The 17,882-nt window shown below is 59.7% G+C and carries 14 protein-coding genes; 4 read left to right on the top strand and 10 right to left on the bottom strand.

Annotated features, from left to right (window positions below; genetic code table 11):
- Positions 1-10 precede the first annotated feature (10 nt).
- The 7 genes from BP38_RS0116330 to BP38_RS0116300 form a co-directional block, all read right to left on the bottom strand.
- The gene (locus tag BP38_RS0116330; RefSeq protein ID WP_026988604.1) at positions 11-1,240 is read right to left on the bottom strand and encodes a metal-dependent hydrolase family protein; all 1,230 of its coding nucleotides are present in this window, start codon (positions 1,238-1,240) and stop codon (positions 11-13) included.
- Between the two features lie 18 nt (positions 1,241-1,258).
- Positions 1,259-1,753: a GAF domain-containing protein gene (locus tag BP38_RS21160; protein WP_035725633.1), complete on the bottom strand. Its 495-nt coding sequence runs from the start codon at positions 1,751-1,753 to the stop codon at positions 1,259-1,261.
- A complete protein-coding gene (locus tag BP38_RS0116320; protein WP_026988603.1) occupies positions 1,750-3,060 on the bottom strand; it encodes a TRAP transporter large permease in 1,311 nt (436 codons plus the stop codon). The genes BP38_RS21160 and BP38_RS0116320 overlap by 4 nt, the downstream gene beginning before the upstream one ends.
- A 5-nt stretch (positions 3,061-3,065) precedes the next feature.
- Entirely contained in the window at positions 3,066-3,629 is a 564-nt protein-coding gene (locus tag BP38_RS21155; protein WP_081816744.1) for a TRAP transporter small permease subunit, read from the bottom strand.
- A gap of 78 nt (positions 3,630-3,707) precedes the next feature.
- On the bottom strand, positions 3,708-4,706 hold the full coding sequence (locus BP38_RS0116310; protein ID WP_026988602.1) for a TRAP transporter substrate-binding protein: 999 nt from the start codon (positions 4,704-4,706) through the stop codon (positions 3,708-3,710).
- A gap of 98 nt (positions 4,707-4,804) precedes the next feature.
- Positions 4,805-6,526, bottom strand: a complete 1,722-nt coding sequence (locus tag BP38_RS0116305) for a hydantoinase B/oxoprolinase family protein (protein WP_035725631.1) — start codon at positions 6,524-6,526, stop codon at positions 4,805-4,807.
- Positions 6,523-8,598, bottom strand: a complete 2,076-nt coding sequence (locus BP38_RS0116300) for a hydantoinase/oxoprolinase family protein (protein ID WP_026988600.1) — start codon at positions 8,596-8,598, stop codon at positions 6,523-6,525. Before BP38_RS0116300 ends, BP38_RS0116305 begins: the two co-directional genes overlap by 4 nt.
- Positions 8,599-8,745: 147 nt before the next feature.
- Here BP38_RS0116300 and BP38_RS21150 point away from each other — a divergent pair, with 147 nt between their 5' ends.
- From BP38_RS21150 to BP38_RS0116280, 4 genes are all read left to right on the top strand, one after another.
- The gene (locus tag BP38_RS21150) at positions 8,746-9,510 is read left to right on the top strand and encodes a GntR family transcriptional regulator (RefSeq protein WP_081816743.1); all 765 of its coding nucleotides are present in this window, start codon (positions 8,746-8,748) and stop codon (positions 9,508-9,510) included.
- Between the two features lie 141 nt (positions 9,511-9,651).
- A complete protein-coding gene (locus BP38_RS0116290; protein WP_026988599.1) occupies positions 9,652-11,031 on the top strand; it encodes an aminotransferase class III-fold pyridoxal phosphate-dependent enzyme in 1,380 nt (459 codons plus the stop codon).
- Entirely contained in the window at positions 11,024-11,740 is a 717-nt protein-coding gene (locus BP38_RS0116285; RefSeq protein ID WP_437124000.1) for a haloacid dehalogenase type II, read from the top strand. The genes BP38_RS0116290 and BP38_RS0116285 overlap by 8 nt, the downstream gene beginning before the upstream one ends.
- A gap of 21 nt (positions 11,741-11,761) precedes the next feature.
- Positions 11,762-12,259 (top strand): Lrp/AsnC family transcriptional regulator, encoded by a 498-nt coding sequence (locus BP38_RS0116280; RefSeq protein WP_026988597.1) that lies wholly within the window; start codon positions 11,762-11,764, stop codon positions 12,257-12,259.
- A 12-nt stretch (positions 12,260-12,271) separates the two neighbouring features.
- Here the strand turns inward: BP38_RS0116280 and BP38_RS21145 are convergent, their stop codons facing one another.
- From BP38_RS21145 to BP38_RS0116265, 3 genes are all read right to left on the bottom strand, one after another.
- Positions 12,272-13,375: a DUF3541 domain-containing protein gene (locus BP38_RS21145; RefSeq protein WP_081816742.1), complete on the bottom strand. Its 1,104-nt coding sequence runs from the start codon at positions 13,373-13,375 to the stop codon at positions 12,272-12,274.
- A gap of 129 nt (positions 13,376-13,504) precedes the next feature.
- Positions 13,505-16,660: an efflux RND transporter permease subunit gene (locus BP38_RS0116270; protein WP_026988596.1), complete on the bottom strand. Its 3,156-nt coding sequence runs from the start codon at positions 16,658-16,660 to the stop codon at positions 13,505-13,507.
- 50 nt (positions 16,661-16,710) lie between these two features.
- Positions 16,711-17,790, bottom strand: coding sequence for an efflux RND transporter periplasmic adaptor subunit (locus BP38_RS0116265; RefSeq protein WP_162175178.1), 1,080 nt, complete (start codon positions 17,788-17,790; stop codon positions 16,711-16,713).
- Positions 17,791-17,882 lie beyond the last annotated feature (92 nt).

Here is a 17,882-nt window from a genome sequence, read left to right as displayed (position 1 = left end):
CTGCAGGATTTCAGGCCAGTTCGTTCTTGTAGAACTTGCCTTCCTTGATTACGGCCTTCAGGCGGTTGTCCGGATCGGTCAGGACATTGATATCGTCAAGCGGGTTGCCATCGACCACCAGAAGGTCGGCCCGTGCCTCTTCGCGAACGACCCCGAATTCCCCTTTGCGCTGCAGGGCCTCGGCGGCCGTGCAGGTGGCCGAACGGATCAGATCCGCGGCCGGCATGATGTCCTTGCGCAGGTCGAACTCGCCCAGCTGATAACGATGCATCTGCCCCAGCAGGTCGGTACCAAAAACCGTCTTTACGCCGGTCTTGTAAGCCATTTCCAGGGCTGACAGACCATACTCGACCACTTCGAAAACCTTGGCCTGGAGCTCCGCCGGCATACCGGCTTCCTTGCCTTCCTTCGCGATAGCGTTGTAGGTCGACAGCGTCGGTGTCAGGAAACCGCCGTGTTTCTTGAACAGCGCGCAACTTTCCTCATCCATCAGGTTGCCGTGCTCGATGGTCCGGACGCCGCGGCTCAGCAGCCGGTTGATGGCGCGGGCCGTGTAGGCATGGGCCATCACATAGATGTTGGCGGCGGTGGCTTCCTCCACGATGGCGTCGATTTCCTCGAGAGAAAACTGCGTGCTGTCGATCCGGTCCGTCGGCGAGGAAACGCCGCCGGACGCCATGATCTTGATGTGCGTGGCCCCCTTGCGGATCTCGTCGCGTGCCGCCCGCCGCACCTCAGGCACGCCGTCGCAGATTCGCCCTAGGCCAGCACAGCAGAAGCATTCGTCCAGGGCATTCTCGCCACGGCCCCGCACATCTCCGTGGCCACCGGTCTGGGACAGCGCCTGGCCACAGAAGAGAACACGCGGACCGATGATCGCATCCTCGTCCACAGCATGGGCCAAGCCGTAATCGGCGCCGCCCCCATCGCGCACGGTGGTGAAGCCGCGCATCAGCATGCCGCGCAGAATATCGTTGGAGTGGCCGGCCACATAGAAGGGCGAGAGTTTCTTCAGAAGCGCGAAATCCGGTGTGATCGCCGTTACATGAACGTGAGCATCGCAAAGCCCGGGCATCAGCGTACGACCCTTCAGGTCCAAAGTTTCTGCTGAGCTGTCCTTCAGCGGACTTTGCGAGATTTCCGTAATTCTGCCATCGCGCAGCAGGACATGGCGCTCGCCCAGCAGTTCACCTGCCTCAGTGTCCAGTACATTGGCGTTCGCCAGGATCGTCGCTGTCATCTTCTCATCTCTCCGAAGTCATTTATTCTGATCTGTCTTGAGTTGCAGGTAGCCGGGCAGCAACAGCGCCGTATAAGGCGTTGCGGCCTCCAGGTCCTCTTCACTGTAACGCCCCTCTCCTTCCTGAAGCAGGCTGAGCACACCCAGCACGTCTCCGTTCCAGGCAACCGGCCGGTTCAGGATGCAACCGAGACCCAGGCTGGCGATCAGTTCATGATCAGGAAAAGCCCAGCGAATGTCCTCGACCGTCCGCCCGAGATAGGACTCCCCTTTGTGCAGGACGCGCGCGCCCCACTCAGTGGGCCCCATCATCTTGCGGCCCTGCAGGGGGAAAGCATCGGGACGGCTGCTGTAGAGACGTTCCACCTCACCGCTGTCCGGATGGAAGGCCAAGAGGGTGAATAGCTTGTGCCCGAATCGCTCCTGCAACACTCGGTCTGCAGTCTCGAACAGGACATCAGGCTGCCCCGACTGTTCAGAGGCAAGCGCCAACTCGGTCAACAAAACACTCATCCGAACAATACCTCCGGCAGCCAGAGCGCAATTTCAGGGAAGATCGTAACGATGGCCACGGAGAGACACATCAACAGGAAGAAGGGGAAAGCCGCCTTGGCCACCTTGCCGATGGACTCCCCGGTCAGTCCCTGGATCACGAACAGGTTGAACCCAACAGGCGGTGTGACCTGTGCCAATTCCGTCATCAGCACCAGGTAGACACCGAACCAGACGGGATCGAATCCTGCCATTGTCGCCAGCGGCAGAGTGACCGGCAGGCTCATCACGATGATCGAAATCCCATCCAGGAAAAGACCCAGCATGATGTAGAAAAGGGAGAGGATCAGGATCAATGCGACCGGAGACAGGTTCATACCTGCAATCGCCTCAGCCAGGTTTCGTGGAATCCCCAGATAGCCCATTGCGGTCGATAGGAATGCCGCAGCTATCAATATGCTGCAAACCATGCAGGAGGTTTTGAGCGCACCTTTCAGGGAGTCGATAAAGACAGTCCAGGTCAACTGTCGCATGACCAGAGTCACGAATACGGCACCAGCCACACCAACGGCCGCAGCTTCCGAAGGCGTTGCGATCCCGGAATAGATCGAACCGAGAACAATAATCACCAGGAAGAACACAGGCAGAAGATTGACGAGGCCCCACAACCTGTCGCCCAGACTGTACCGCTCGGCGCCGCGGGGCGCCTTAGCTGGGTCAATTCCCGCACGGACCATGATATAAGACGAATAGATTGCAGCCACCAGGAGACCGGGCAGTATGCCCGCCGCAAAAAGCCTGGAAATCGAGACTTCGGCCAATATCCCGTAAATAATCATGACAATCGAAGGGGGGATCAGCAGACCCAAGCTGCCTGCCCCGGCAAGAGACCCGATCGTCAGGCTGGTATCATATCCTCTTTGCCTCAGCTCGGTGGTGGTAATCTTGCCTACCGTGGCCGTGGTTGCCGAGCTGGAACCGCTGACCGCAGCAAACAGCGTGCAGCCCATTATGTTGGTGTGCAACAGGCGTCCGGGAATGAAATCCACCAAGGGGGAGAGACCGCGGAACAGGCGATCCGAGAGGTCGGTTCGAAAGATGATCTCTCCCATCCAGATGAACATCGGGATCGCCGCCAATTCCCAGGCCGAGGAGTAGCTGTAGATGATATTGGTGGCAATGATGCCGATCCTGTCCAGGGGCATCCCCTCCAACAGAACCAGCCCACCGATACTGACCATGAAGAGGCCTGAGAAGACCCAGAAGCCCAGCCCAAGAAAAACGAAAATCAGCAGCAGAATGACGAGGCCTGCGATCAGAGCTTCCATTCCAATTACCCCTTATCGCCCTTGCCGGAAACAGCCTCTACCGTCTGCTCATTCTGATAGGTCTGAGCAAAGGGGACTGCCTGCTCAGCAGGTCCCAAAATCATGCGTAACAAATAGGCAAGCATCTGGAGCCAGAACAGCAAAATCCCCAGTAACACCATGCCTTCGGGAATCCAGATGGGCACTTCCGCAACCGAACTGCTGACGGTACCGCGCTCCCAGTTTCGTTCGAAACGAATCCAGAAGAACCAGGCGAAATAGGTCAGCAAGACGAGAGTAAGCGAGGATGCCAGAATCTCGAGACTGCGGCGAACCCAACCATGCGCACGCGATAACAGGATATTCACACGAATGAGAGCACCGTGTTCAAGTGCATAACCGAGCGAGAAGAAGGTTACGGCCGCAACGCCATATCCCACGAACTCGTCCAGGACATAGGTCGAGGTAGAGAAGAAGGCGCGCAGGAGAATCTCTAGCAGAATATGAAGCACCATGCCGACAAGAAGGATTGCAGCAATTGCTGCAGCCCCACGTGAAAGGCCGAAGATAGCGGTCTGCAAAAAGCGCATCACCGGGCTCCCCTTTCCTTAGGCAAAAAAGGGGCGGCCTTCTTTAGCGAAAGGCCGCCCGCAACACACAAGTTCGACTTATTCGTCGATACGTGCCTGGTATGCTTCGAGAATTTCCTCTCCGCGTTCACCCATCCCGGAACGCCATTCCTCGATAGCCGGTTCAGCTGCCGCGTTCAGGCTATTGAGATAGTCGTCGGAGACATCCTCGATCACTGTCATGCCATTGTCGCGCATTTTGGCATAGTTCTCCTGCTGCCGGCGCGGTAGCACCCACCAGCCATAGGCTTCACCTGCGGCTGCAGCTTTCTCGACCATTTCCTTCTGCTCGTCACTGAGAGACTCATAGGTGTCGCGATTCATGTGCAGCACCTGCAGTGGGCTGGCATAATTGACTTCAGTAAAATGGGACTGCTGCTCCCAGAGACTGGCCGAGGCACCACCGTCAGCCGAAGTCAGGACACCATCAATACCACCGGTGCTCAGCTGTGGGACCACATCGGCCCAGCTCAACTGAATGGGTTCCGCGCCCGCCTCACGCAGCGTGACCGTACCGCTGGAATCATAGGTGCGGATGCGGGTACCTTCGAGAGCCTCCATGGAATCTATGGCCTTGTTGCCCCAAAGGCCGCTCGGTGGCCAGGGCGTGGCGAAGAGAAAGATCTGGTTGTTCTCTTCGAGCACTTCCTCGTAATAGGGTTTCGCCGCCTGGTAGAGATCCCAGACCTGCTCCGGTGTCGAAGCAAGGAAGGGTAGAGAGGACAAGAGGAACAGCTCATCGATACCGGCCCAGGGGCCCATGAAGCTGCTGGCAAGTGGAAGGGCCCCGTCACCCACAGCGTCAAACTGGTCTACGGACTTGTAGCCCAGGGAGGCACCGTGATGCAGGTTGATCTCGATATCTCCGCCAGACAGGCGCTGAAGCGTATCGGCAAAGATATCAGCAGACTGGCCGTGCACCGAGCTAGGTGGATACTCGTTCGCCAGATCCAGGGACATGCTCTGGGCGGCGGCCTGCTGGGCCCCCAGTGTTACGGCCCCTGCTGCCAGTATGGAGGTAAGTGTCTTGTTGATCATTCGATGAAGCTCCCTTTCGGTTCTCAGCTTTGAGTTTTGCATCTTTGTTTTGATTATTGTTCTCCTGACCTCGGTAAATCCGCAATCAAAAATCCGGATCAGGTTTCTGTTTCCTTCACCTCACCATAGTGACGGCTTATGAACTCCGCAGAGAATTTTCCACTGCTGAGGTCCTCACGAACCTGCTGTGGCGCGCGTGTCTTGGGATCGCCATAGCCGCCACTTCCAGGTGTCTCCACAACAAGCGCATCGTCACGACTGACCTTGATGCCCGACGGCTTCACATCCAGAAGCATGACGTCACCGGCCTCGTTGACGTGCTGGAAGCGCCCGCTCATGCCTGACTGGCCCCCAAACACCCCCCAAGGCTGGTGCGTGAAACGCTCGCCGGCCCCGTTGAAAATGCAGTCATGGCCGACAGGCCGGATGACCCGGCGCAGCCCCAATCCACCGCGATAGCGCCCCGCACCGCCGGAATCCTCGACGAAACCATAACTTTCCACCCGCAGAGGATACTCTGTCTCGATTGCCTCGATCGGCAGGTTCGAGGTGTTGGTGATATGAACCTGGACACCGTCCTTGCCGTCGCGATCTGCGCGTCCGCCAAAGCCGCCTCCAAGTGTTTCGAAATAGAGGTAATGCTGCTGCGTGCGCGGATCCACGCCAGCGAAGACCGCCGTGGTATTTGCCCCATTCGCGGCACCCACCACACGATCGGGCAGCGCGTCAGCCAGCGCGCCAATGATGACATCCACAACGCGCTGTGAAGTGTTGGCCCGCGCGGCCACCGGTGCCGGGAAGACACAATGCAGAAGCGTCCCTTCCTTCGTCAGGATCTCGCAGCAATTCAGGATGCCCTGATTGTTAGGGACCTCTGGGTCCAGCAGGGCCTTCAGGGCGTAAACCACTGCCGCCTGGCTGGCATTGCGGGGCAGATTGATGTTTCCCGCTACCTGAGGTGCCGTCTCGCGGAAATCGAAGGTCAACTCCCCGCCCTTCGCCGTGATGGTCAGACGGATGGGAATATCCGTTGTGCCTACGCCGTCGTCGTCCATGACATCCTCGAAGGAATAGACACCATCGGGGATTTCCTTGAGAACCTCACGCATGCGAAATTCCGTGCGGCTTACAATCTCGTCGAAGGCCGCATTGAGCATCTCGCAAGAGTAGCGCCCCGCAATCTCCTTCATGCGCCGCACGCCCAGCCGGCAGGCCGCGATCTGGGCATAGTAGTCGCCGCGCCGTTCCTCGGGAATACGCACATTCAGCAGCATCAGGTCGAAGAGATCGCGCTGCAGCTCACCCTTTCGGAACAGCCGGATCAGGGGAATGCGCAAGCCCTCCTGGTAGATTTCGGACATGCCGCCGGCCATGGAACCCGGTGCCATGCCGCCGACGTCAGCATGGTGAGCGATGTTGCAGATGAATCCCAGCAACTCGCCCTCGACGAAAACCGGCTCGGCCAGATTGATGTCGGGAAGATGCGTGCCGCCGGCCACGTGAGGGTCATTGGCTACGAACACATCCCCCTCCTCGATCTCCGACAGGTCATACTTGCTCAGCAGCGTCTGCATGAGGCCTGTCATTGAGGCTATGTGGATCGGCAAGGACTGATCCGCCTGGACGATCAGGCGACCCGCCCGGTCGCAGAACGCCGTGGAGTGATCATGCCGCTCCTTGATGTTCGTGGAATAGGCGCTGCGCATCAGGGCCGCGAACATTTCATCGGCCACGGAACGCAAGGCATTGGAGATGATCTCAAGTGTGATCGGGTCCAATTCGCGCCGGACGGCATCCGAAGCAAGGCTGTCTGTGGTCATTTGGCAAGCTCCAGGATCAGACTGAGGCTATCGTCAACGCGGGCCACGTCACCAGGATAGACAAGCAATGTGGCGTCGAACTGGTCGATCACGGCCGGGCCTTCGATACGGCAACCGGGCGCCAGGTCCGTGCGGCGATAGACAGGTGTTTCCACGGCTTCTTCCGCCTCGAACCAGACGGGACGACGCTCCACGGGGTCGGGGGAACTCGAGGCCCCTTCCGGCACGGGCGGAATCGGCAGTGAGGGCAGTTCCCCACGTGCGGTCATGCGCAGGTTCACGGCTTCCACGGGATCATCGGGATTGTGGAAGCCATAATTGGCCTCATGAGCTCGGAAGAAGGCCTTATGCAATTGTTCGGCATCCGGCAGTTTCGGATTGCTTTCGTCAATATCGATTGGAACGCGCAATTCAAAGTTCTGACCGATATAGCGCATATCCAGGCTAAGCTGTATGCGTCTTTGTTTAGGGGCAATCTGTTCATGCTCGAACCAGCGCTGCGCTTCCTCGACAAGATCATCAAGGATATCCTGGAGTGCAGCCAGGCTCTCCTGTGTCAGAGGCGCACGATGGCTGCGCACGAAATCCTCTTTCAGATCGGCAACCACCAGCCCCTGTGCGCAGAGAATGCCCGGCGAAAGCGGCACGATAACCTCGCTCACGCCCAAAGCCTTTGCCACGGCATTTGCATGCAGGGGTCCGGCACCGCCGAATGGCATCAGAGTACAGTCGCGCGGATCATGGCCGCGCTCCACGGAAATGGCACGAATCGCGCGAACCATATTGGCCGTGACAATCCCCAGCATGCCCTGGGCGGTCTTTTCGACGCTGAAACCCATCTGGTCTGCAAGTGGCTGGATGACCTTCCGTGACGCCTCGACGTCGAGGGTCATTGCGCCATCCAGAAGCCCGCGTACGGACAGGCGTCCGAGGACCGCATTGGCATCGGTGACTGTAGGCTCCGTTCCCCCTCGGCTGTAACAGGCAGGTCCCGGGACAGCGCCGGCACTGAGCGGCCCCACCTTGACCAGGCCATCACGGTCGAACCAGGCGATCGAGCCTCCCCCCGCACCGACGGTATTGATATCCACCATCGGCAGACGGACGGGAAAGCCAGCCACGTCACGTTCAAAGGAAAGACCTGCTTCATAGTTGCGGATCAGGGCTACGTCTGCGCTCGTTCCCCCCATGTCCAGCGTGATGATATCCGGGCGTTCGGCCAGCTCTGCCACATGAATGGCCCCCATGGCCCCCGCCGCCGGACCCGAAAGCGCGGTGCGAATCGGGAAGGAGCGCGCTCGCTCGATGGACATCAGGCCACCACTGGACTGATTGATGCCGACATGTGCATCGGGAGACAGCCGCGCCAACTCGTTCTCGAGATGGTTCATGTAGCTATTCAGCACGGGCTGCAGGTAGGTATTCAGCAATGTGGTCGAGAAACGCTCGAACTCTCGGAATTCGGGCTGCACCTCACTGGAAAGGGAAATGGCGACATCCGGCAGCCGTGCCCGAAGGATTTCTCCGATGCGTTGTTCATGCTCGGCATTCGCATAGGAGAAGAGCAGGCATACGGCACAGGCCTGGGCATTGATGGCGCGGATTTGCTCCACCAGCGCATCGATTTCAGACTCATCCAGGGGTGTGATGATTTCACCTTCTGCACCAATGCGCTCTGTAATCTCGAAGCGGTGTTCGCGATTGGCCAAAGGAGGCGGATAATCGGCTTTCAGGTCATACATCTTCGGGCGAACCTGACGTCCGATTTCCAGGAGGTCGCGAAAGCCCCGTGTCGTCACCACGGCCACGGTACCGCCCTTGCGCTGGATCAGTGCGTTTGTTGCAACCGTCGTTCCATGGGCAAGTCGCGTTACAGCTTCCAGGGGAACAGAACCGCTTTCGCCAAGATGCTCCAGTCCCGCTATAATAGCGTTGGCAGGATTGTCCGGCGTTGAGGGCGTCTTGTGCACACGAATTGTCTTGCTGGATCGCTCGAAGGCATAGAAATCCGTGAAGGTCCCACCGACATCAACACCGACCACCCAGTTCGTGGAAGGCTCATCCATCTCCATGGGGCTTTCCCCTTGTTTTGTTGCTTTCGCGTTCTGGTGACAAACCATATACTTCAAGTATACACAACGTCAAGAAGGCCTGTCACTGGACGGAATGGCTCGATTCCCGGATAGTCGGGCACAGTGATGCTTGGGAGGTAGAGGACATTGAGTTCGAAGGAGAAAAACGCAGCATCCGAAGGGAAGAACGGCGGAAATTCCCTTGGCGGCGCTGAAAGGGCCTACTCGGAAATTCGTCGACGTATCCTTAGCCTTGAGTTTCCGCCAAGTATGGAATTGGAGGAAGGCCACCTGGTCGCTTTACTGCATCTCTCCAGGACCCCCGTACGCGAAGCGCTGATTCGCCTGGCTTCAGAGGGTTTGGTGACGATCCAGCGAGGACGCGGAGCACGCGTCGCGCCCCTGGACCTGGCCAATTTGCGCAGTTTCTTCGAGGCCCTGGACCTGATTCAGCGGGCCATCACCAAGCTGGCCGCCATTCGCCACGAACCCGAGGACCTCACCCAGATCGAGAAGGAGCTGAAGAGCTTCGAGGTCCACGCAGCGGATGAGGCCAGCCTCAACCTGACGGAAGCCAACCACCGCTTTCACCTTGCCATTGCGGCGGCAGCGCGGAACCCCTTCCTGGAGCACGCCTACAATCGCGTGATGTGCGAGGGCCTGCGCATCATCCGCGTCTGCTACAGCGAACACTACGGCGAGATTCCACCCCTCAAGCCCCATCTGGAGCGTACAGTGGAAGATCATCGCCAGATATTCGAGGCCATCCGAAATCGCGAGGCTGAAAAGGCAGAAGAACTGGCAGGAGAGCACAACACCTTGTTTCGCAATCGCGTCTCCCAGACCTTGGCCGCGCTTTCCCCTTCGACACGCGGAATCCACGCGACCGAGATACCCGAAGATTCAATCTAGGGGCCGGTTCAGACTGAACGGCAAGAGATGCGGAGAAGGGTGCGTTGAAGCACAGAGGCTGCGTTTTGCGCACCCGACTTCAGCAAACTGTTTTGCATTGTTGGCCTATGCTTGGCCGATATCACAGAAGGAGATTTCCCGATGCTCTCCAATTCCCTGATCGAACTCGACCGAGACCATCTGGTCCATCCAGTCATATCCTGGCGCGGCCATGAGGAAACCGGCGCGACAGTCCTGCAGAAGGCCCAAGGCGTCTTTGTTACAGACAGCGCAGGGCATGAGTCCCTGGACGCCTTTGCCGGTCTCTGGTGTGTCAATGTCGGCTACGGTCACGAGAGCATCGTCGAGGTCGCCGCCGAACAGATGCGGCGCTTGCCCTACGCCACGGGCTATTTCCACTTCTCCAGCGAACCGGCCATTCGCCTGGCGGCACGCCTGGCCGAGTTGGCTCCGGGCGACCTGAACCACGCCTTCTTCACCCTGGGCGGGTCCGACGCCGTGGATTCCGCCGTCAAGCTGGTGCGCGCCTACTACAACTTCACCGGCCAGCCGGAGAAGAAGCACTTCATCTCGCTCAAGCGCGGCTATCACGGCTCTTCCTCCGTGGGCTCGGGCCTGACTGCCCTGCCCGTCTTCCACGAGGGCTTCGACCTGCCGCTGCCCTGGCAGCATTACATCTCTTCCCCTTACCCCTATCGCCACCCCGAAGGCGGAGACCCGGACAGGGTCATCCGGGACAGCATCGCCGAACTGGAAGCCAAGGTGGAGGAGTTGGGTGCCGACAAGGTTGCGGCCTTCATTGCGGAACCGATTCAGGGCTCCGGCGGCGTTATCGTGCCCCCAACAGGGTGGCTCAAGGCCATGCGCGATACCTGCCACCGTCTGGACATCCTCTTCATCGCCGACGAAGTGATCACGGGCTTCGGGCGTACCGGTCCCATGTTTGCCTGCGAGGGCGAAGAGGTCACCCCGGACATCATGACGCTGGCCAAGGGGCTGACGGCCGGATATTCGCCCATGGGCGCGGTCCTGCTTTCGGAACCCTTCTATCGGGCCATCGCCGACAACGCGAAAACGAATGCCCCTGTGGGACACGGTTTCACCTATTCCGGCCATCCCGTCTCTGCGGCCGTGGGCCTGGAAGTCCTGCGGCTCTACACCGAGGGCGGCATTCTCGCCAACGGGCAGCGCAGTGCCGAGCGCTTCGCCCAGAGACTGACGGAACTTGCGGACCACCCGCTGGTCGGAGACGTGCGCTCCCGCGGGCTGCTGGCGGGCATTGAACTGGTTACCGACAAGGCCGAGAAGACGAAGCCGGCCCCGGAACTTGGCCTTTCCAAGTATCTGGCCAAACACGGCTATGCCAACGGCGTGATCTTCCGTGCCTTTGCCGACGACATCATCGGGCTGGCCCCGCCCCTGTCCATCACTTTGGACGAGGTGGACCTGATGGCCGAACGCCTGACCAAGACCCTCAACGACATCCTGGACATACCGGAGGTAAGAGATGCGATTGACTGATTTCAAGGTACTCACGTTCGACTGCTATGGCACCCTGGTCGATTGGGAGAGTGCCATGATCGCCGGCACGAAGCCGCTGGTCGACCGGCTGGAGAAGAAACCCAGCCACAACGAGATCCTGGAGGCGCATGCCTTTCATGAATCCCATGCCCAGAAACAGACTCCGGCCAAGAAATATCCGGAGCTTCTGGCCGTGGTCTACAAGCGCCTGGCCGAGGAATGGGGCCTGAACGTGTCCTGGGACGAATGCATGTCCTATGGAAATTCGGTGCCCGACTGGCCGACATTCGAGGACAGCGCCGGCGCCCTGCAATACCTGAAGCGGTACTACAAGCTGGTCATCCTGTCCAACGTCGACAACGCCTCCTTCGAGGGCGCGCGACGCAAGCTGCAGGTCGATTTTGACGCCATATACACCGCCGAGGACATGGGCTCCTACAAGCCCAACCAGCGCAACTTCGACTACATGCTGGAGCAGCTGGGTCGCCTCGGTATCGAGAAGAAGGACATCCTGCACACGGCAGAGAGCATGTTCCACGACCATGTTCCGGCCGACAACAACGACCTGACTTCCTGCTGGATCTACCGACGCCACGACAAGGAAGGCTTCGGAGCCACCATGACCCCAAGCAAGATGCCCAGCTGTGCCTTTACCTTCAACAGCATGGCGGATCTCGTGAAGGCCCATCAGGAAGAGCTTCGGGGCTGAGTCCTTGTCTCTTTTGACAGTATGAGCCGAACCGGAAAACTCGACCGCATCGATCTGAAGATCCTGGTACAGCTCCAGGACAACGGGCGCATGACCAACGCCGCGCTCGCCGATGCGGTCGGGCTCTCCCAGAGTCCCTGCTTGCAGCGCGTCAAACGGCTGGAGTCTTCAGGGTACATTTCCGGCTACGGCGCACAGATTGCCCTGTCACGCTTGGCCGACTGCATTACCGTCTTTACCGAGGTGACCCTGCGCGATCATCGGCGCGAGGACTTCGTGCGCTTCGAGGCCGGAATCCGCCAGGTCCCGGAACTCATGGAATGCCACCTGGTCAGCGGCGGCTATGATTACCTGCTGAAGTTCGTGGCTCGCAGCGTGTCGGATTATCAGCAGCTGATGGAAAACCTGCTGGACCGCAAGATCGGGATCGAGAAGTACTTCAGCTACATCGTCATCAAGTCCCCGATCACCCGCCACACCCTGCCCCTGGACCATCTGGTCGGCGGGGAAGCTGACTGAGTCCCATTCGGATTATTCAGACTGATGAGGAAGTAACCCGGACAGGTCCGGGCCGGCGTGAAGCTGATCGGGCCAACAAAACAGCATGATCGCCAGAACATTGCGGTGCTCGCCGGCGGCCAGGCCCTTGATCACTCCTTCCTCAGAGGGAATCATGCGTACGTGGGGATCGTAGCTCTCGGCAAGCTCCAGTTTGATACGCTCCACCGCTTCATGGCCGCTCATCTCCGCCAACAGGAAACTGAGCGCAACTTCGGTATAGATGTCCTCCTTGGTCCGCTGGAGAATACGCTCGAGATTTACCTCGAACTCCTTGAGCACCCAGGAAAACTCCGCGCTATCGACAGGCTGTTGGTAATAGCGGCTGGCGGCGATGACGAAATGGGTCATGCCGTAGATCTTGTTCCTGTACTCGGCCTTGCTCAACTCAGCGTCCCGCGATGACGGATAGCGTCCCCGGAAAGCCGCCATAACCTGTTCTCTATAATCTGCCACTCCAAGTTCGTGCAGGTAATAGAGCTGATTGGCCACTTGAGCGGAATAAACCCTGAGCACCTCCGGATCGGTCAGGAACGACTGGAAATCCAGGGAGGCCAAGTAATCCAGCGCCCGCTCATAACCGGGCAGGAAAGCTTCATCCAGCAGGCCATAGTATCTCGCCTGGACCAAACGGAAGGCCAAGTTCTTGGCATAGGCGATCTCGCCCCATTCCCCCAGCATCTTCTTGCGAGCCCGCTGCTTCTCCGTGCGCGTCCCGTAATCCTCTACCACCTGCCGGCTGCGCACGAGCGCATAGCCCGGCACGTTCAGCCCTGCTATGTCGACCCGCAGTTCCCCGAGAAGCTGCCTGGCGTAAGGCAGGTTCCATGGGATGTACTCCTCGTTTCCGGTAATTCGATAGAGGCGCTGCGAAAAATGCCTTTGCTTGCTGAGGGAAAGTCTGTCGAGGCGGCTTTCGTAGTGATTACGAATCTCTTCTCCCACCCCTTCGCAGGACGCAAGCGGGGCGGAAGAAGCAACGGACCCGACCAGCAGCAAGCAGACGGCCAGCGCCGCACCCAGGATACGCAACACAGGTGTCCAATGCGTCCGCTCGCCAGATGGTCGTTCCTGCATTGGACCCTCCTCATGCCGGAGGCAAGGAGTGCGTTCAGTTCAGAGACAGCATATCACCAAAAGACCCCTTGCCGCTTGTGAGAAGGTTGAGACACCGCCCCATCGCCCAAAGCATCTCTCAATACTCCATTACGTTGTCTTGCGGTGGCTCCAGTTGAGAACAAAGACCGTCAGGGCCGGCAGGAAGGTCAGGGAAACAACGGCAGCCCCCATGATGCCGAACAGCACGATGGCCCCGACGCCGCGGTAGAGCTCACTGCCCGACCCGGGTGCAAAGACCAGGGGTGCCAGTCCGAAGATCGTGGTGATGCTGGACATGGCGATCGGCCGCAGTCGAGAAGCGACCGCCTCGGAGACGGCCTCCTGCGGTTTGCTTCCGGCCTTGCGCATGTTCTCCATGGCGCGATGAACCAGCAGGATGGGATTGTTCACCACCGTGCCCATGAGGATCAGGAAGCCCAGCATGGAGATCATGTCGAAAGGCTGACTGATCTCCGACAGCCCGATAGCCGGCAGCATACCGCCGACAAGGTTCATCAGCGCCAGCCCGACGATTCCGCCGGCGATCCCGAGCGGAATCGTTGTCATGATCAGCAGCGGATAGCCCCAGTGGGTGAATATCGCCACCAGCAGAAGGTAGACAATAACCACGGCTACGGCATAGTTCTCAATCAAGGCGTCCTGCGTGGCCTCCAGCTGGTCAGCCGCACCGGAAATATCCAGGGAGATACTTCCCGGAATCTCTCCGGCCGCACGCAACTGCCCCACAACCTCCTGCTCCACAAGCGCGACACCTGCTTCCAGGGGGACGGAACGCGGCGGAATGATGTTCAGCGTAACCGTCCGATTGCCGTTGACCCGGCGAATTGAACTCGTATCCACCGTCTCCTCGATGCGGGCGATCGAGGAGAGAGGTATTGTCGTACCTTGCGGCGTGTAGAGCGGCAACTGGCCAAGACGATCGGGCGTCGCATCCTGCCCAGTCTGGCTATAGAGATAGATATCGATCTTGTCGTCCTGGCTGAAGAACTCGTCGACAAAGGCTCCGTCATTCAGGGCGGCCACGCTGAAGCCCAATTGCTCGGCATCGAAACCCATTTCGGAGGCGCGGTCCCAGTCCGGATGGACCTGGATCATTGGCTGGGAGAGCGAGAGCGTGGCGGGGTTGGTCTGAATTCGTGGATTTTCGAACACCTGTTCGGCCTGGCGATAGGCGGCTTCAGCAACCTGATAGATTCCCTGAAGCTCTGGACCCGAGATGTCCAGGTTGACGCTGCGCGTTCCGCCCTCGTTGCTGGTGATGATAGAGCCCCTGGAGACAAACGAGCGCATGCCCGGATAGGCCTCGTAGATCCGGGACAGCTCGTCCATCAGTGCCTCGATCTGCCCGGGGTCCTTCGTTGTCGCAATGATTCGAACAGACTGAGGCTGGGCAGAGATGCTGAATTGACCCAGGGCCGGAACCGGGATGCGGCCGGCCTCGTAGTCCCCCGGCTCTGCATTCTGATAGGGACGCAGTCTTTCCTCCAACTCCCGTGCGATTCCGGTCATCGTCGAGAGGTTATAGCCCGGCGGGGCGTTCATGGTCGCGAAGGTCTTGGCTTCTTCGCCTTCAGGCAGGTATTCGGCCGGCGGTGTCAGAGCGAAAATGATGAATCCGCTGACCGCCAGCGTAACGATCATGCAGACGGCCCGCCGCAGGGGGCGTGCGATAATCCATTCAACAGAGCGCAGAACAAAGTTGTGTTGCCTGCCCGAAAGTCCACTAGATTCAGCTTCCGGCCTCTTTCCTGTATCGGCCCCTACGGTCAGGATCCTTGCCCCCAGTGTCGGAATGATGGTGATCGCCACCAGCATCGAGGTCAGGATCGAGGCCGAGATGGCGATCGCAACGTCGGAATAGAGTTGACCGGCCTCCTCCGTGATGAAGACGATCGGCGTGAAGACGAGCACCGTGGTCAGGGTCGAGGCCACCACCGCGGGCCAGACCTCCCGCACACCTTCCACGGCTGCGCGGAATCGATCCAGGCCCCGCCGGCGCGCCATGTCGATGCTTTCCAGAACCACGATGCTGTTGTCGAGGGTCATGCCGATGGCAAAGGCCACGCCCGCAAGGGAGATGACGTTAATGGTCCGGCCTGCAAGCAGGAGCCCCAGGAAGGCAGCGATGGTACAGACGGGAATGCCGATCACGCCCACGAGGGTGCTGCGGAAGGACCGCAGGAAGGCATACATCACCAATGTGGCAAGGCAGGCGCCAAGAATCAGGTTGATCCAGACATTGGTCACCGAGTCCTCGACATAGCGGACGTCGTCATTCGTCAGTGACAACCGCATACCGGCGGGTTCCAGCACATCCGCATTGATCGCCTCGAGCTCCTCCATCACCGCGCGCTTGATCTCGATGACGTTGGACCCGGCTTCCCGCCGTATGGAGAGACCCAGAACCGCCTCACCGTCGACCAGGTTGACCTCCCCCGGTTCGAAATGACCGAGACGGATTTTCGCCACATCTGAAAGGCGAAGAATGGAATCGCCCCGCCGATCCAGGATCGTGGCTTCCAGTGCCTCGATATCCGCATAACGTCCCACTGTCCGCAACAGGTACCTGCGCTTTCCGCTTTCCAGTTCCCCGCCGGAGACGTCGCGGTTGCGCGAAGTGATCGCATCGCGCAGATCGATCAGGCTGAGATCCCGACCCGCCAGACGGTCAGGTTCCACCAATATCTGGACCTGCCGTTCCCCGCCCCGGAATTCGGCCTGCGAAACACCGGCAACCCGTTCCAGGCGATTGCGTACATTGTCATCGATGAAATCGCCCATCATGTTCATATCGAGGCCGCGCGGATTGCCAGGCAGGGGCGCCACGCGGAAATACATGAAGGCGTTGTCGGAGAAGGAGGTCGCAAAGACGCGGGGCTGGTCCACATTCTGAGGATAGGACGGCACCTGGCTCAACGCGTTGTTCACGCGGATCAGTGTTTCGGTGATATCAATGTCATAGGGGAATTCCAGCTCGACCTCGGCCCGCCCGCTGGACACCGTGGAGACCATCCGCTCAAGTCCGGGTATCGAGCTCAGGTACTCCTCCTGCTCGATCACGATATCCTTTTCGACGTCCTGCGGTGTCGCGGCCGGCCAGTTCGTGCGGACAGTGATCGTGCGTACCTCCAGATCGGGGATCATCTGGACCGGGATACGCAAGGCCGCGACCACCCCGATCACGCAGAGGATCAGCAGGATCACTGTCATCAGCGTCCCCCGCCGCACGATACCTTCGAACATGAGTCAGGCCCCCGAAGGCTTGCTGCCGACTATCGTCTGCAAGTCGACCGTCACGGGGTATCCTCGTCCAGGCGCACAGCCTGACCCGGACGCAGGCCTTCATTGCCCTCGACGACGACGCGTTCTCCGGCCTCCAGGCCCTCGCGGATCTGCAGCTGTCCGTCGAAGGCCAGACCTGTCTCCACCAGGCGCTCCGAGGCACGCAAACCGTCCTCCCCGTCTTCGACGGTCCAGACCGCCGTGCGACCGTCCGGATATCGGATCAGCGCATCACGCGGGATGACCGGATCCCGCTCGCCGGTTGCCAAATGCAGCGTCACGCGGGCCGACATGCCCGGGGTGAGCGTCACTTGCCCGTCCTCCAGAACCACACGGGCGGTAAAGGTCCGGGCACTGGGATCGGCAACCGGAATGCTGCTCTCCAGGCGCGCCTTGAAGGCCTCTCCGGGTATTGCCTCGAAGTCCACCGATATCTCCATATCCTCCGCAAGGCGCGGGAAGTCATCCTGCGGCACGGGCACGTCGATGCGCAATCCATCCATGGCCACCAGTTCGACCACTGCGGCTCCAGGAGCAACCCAGGCCCCGACTTCGGTCATGCGCCTTGAAATCACGCCTGAGAAGGGAGCGGTGATTTCATGCCGTTCGAGCCGCAACGCCTGCTCCTCCCGTTCCGCCTGCAAGCCTTCCAGGACGGCCCTATCGGTCTCGACCTCAGTCTCGCGCGTGCGCAATTCAGTCTCTGAAACAGCCCGCTGACCGACCAGACGCTGGGCGACGTTCAGGCGACGCTGTGCATCGACCAGCGCAGCCTGCGCCTCCCGCGCGGCGGCCTCGGCCTGGCGTAGGGTCAGCCTGGCAAACTCGCCATCCAGCTCCACCAGTGCCTCTCCCTTTTCGACATGACTGCCGCCCTCCACATGCATTCTGGAGACCCGGCCCGCAATCTCGCTGGAGACGGGAGATACCCGCGGGGACGTGACCGTACCGGTCAGGGGAACCTGCTCGATGATATCGGCGCGTTCCGTTGTCTTCACGACCACCACGGCCCGGTCTTCCTGGGCCAGGGCAGTCGTTCCGGCCACCATCGCAAGACCGGCAGCGAAAAGATAACGGAGCATTGAAACCATGAATATGAAGCCGCCCGTTCGATTATCGTTCAGGACTGCGCCTCGATCCCGGAACTGCGCGGCGATGCGGCAGGCCCTTTGAAAGCCCATCC

This window comes from Fodinicurvata fenggangensis DSM 21160 (assembly GCF_000686045.1).
Taxonomy (GTDB): domain Bacteria; phylum Pseudomonadota; class Alphaproteobacteria; order Kiloniellales; family DSM-21159; genus Fodinicurvata; species Fodinicurvata fenggangensis.
This window is presented reverse-complemented; position numbering and strand designations above follow the sequence as displayed.

Excerpts from the sequence above, each read along its gene's own strand:
- BP38_RS21155 (WP_081816744.1), bottom strand. The coding sequence starts at position 3,629 with ATGCGCTTTTTGCAGACCGCTATCTTCGGCCTTTCACGTGGGGCTGCA.
- BP38_RS0116290 (WP_026988599.1), top strand. The coding sequence starts at position 9,652 with ATGCTCTCCAATTCCCTGATCGAACTCGACCGAGACCATCTGGTCCAT.
- BP38_RS0116305 (WP_035725631.1), bottom strand. The coding sequence starts at position 6,526 with ATGACCACAGACAGCCTTGCTTCGGATGCCGTCCGGCGCGAATTGGAC.
- BP38_RS0116300 (WP_026988600.1), bottom strand. The coding sequence starts at position 8,598 with ATGGAGATGGATGAGCCTTCCACGAACTGGGTGGTCGGTGTTGATGTC.
- BP38_RS0116280 (WP_026988597.1), top strand. The coding sequence starts at position 11,762 with ATGAGCCGAACCGGAAAACTCGACCGCATCGATCTGAAGATCCTGGTA.
- BP38_RS21160 (WP_035725633.1), bottom strand. The coding sequence starts at position 1,753 with ATGAGTGTTTTGTTGACCGAGTTGGCGCTTGCCTCTGAACAGTCGGGG.
- BP38_RS0116330 (WP_026988604.1), bottom strand. The coding sequence starts at position 1,240 with ATGACAGCGACGATCCTGGCGAACGCCAATGTACTGGACACTGAGGCA.
- BP38_RS21145 (WP_081816742.1), bottom strand. The coding sequence starts at position 13,375 with ATGCAGGAACGACCATCTGGCGAGCGGACGCATTGGACACCTGTGTTG.
- BP38_RS0116310 (WP_026988602.1), bottom strand. The coding sequence starts at position 4,706 with ATGATCAACAAGACACTTACCTCCATACTGGCAGCAGGGGCCGTAACA.
- BP38_RS0116270 (WP_026988596.1), bottom strand. The coding sequence starts at position 16,660 with ATGTTCGAAGGTATCGTGCGGCGGGGGACGCTGATGACAGTGATCCTG.
- BP38_RS0116320 (WP_026988603.1), bottom strand. The coding sequence starts at position 3,060 with ATGGAAGCTCTGATCGCAGGCCTCGTCATTCTGCTGCTGATTTTCGTT.
- BP38_RS0116265 (WP_162175178.1), bottom strand. The coding sequence starts at position 17,790 with ATGGTTTCAATGCTCCGTTATCTTTTCGCTGCCGGTCTTGCGATGGTG.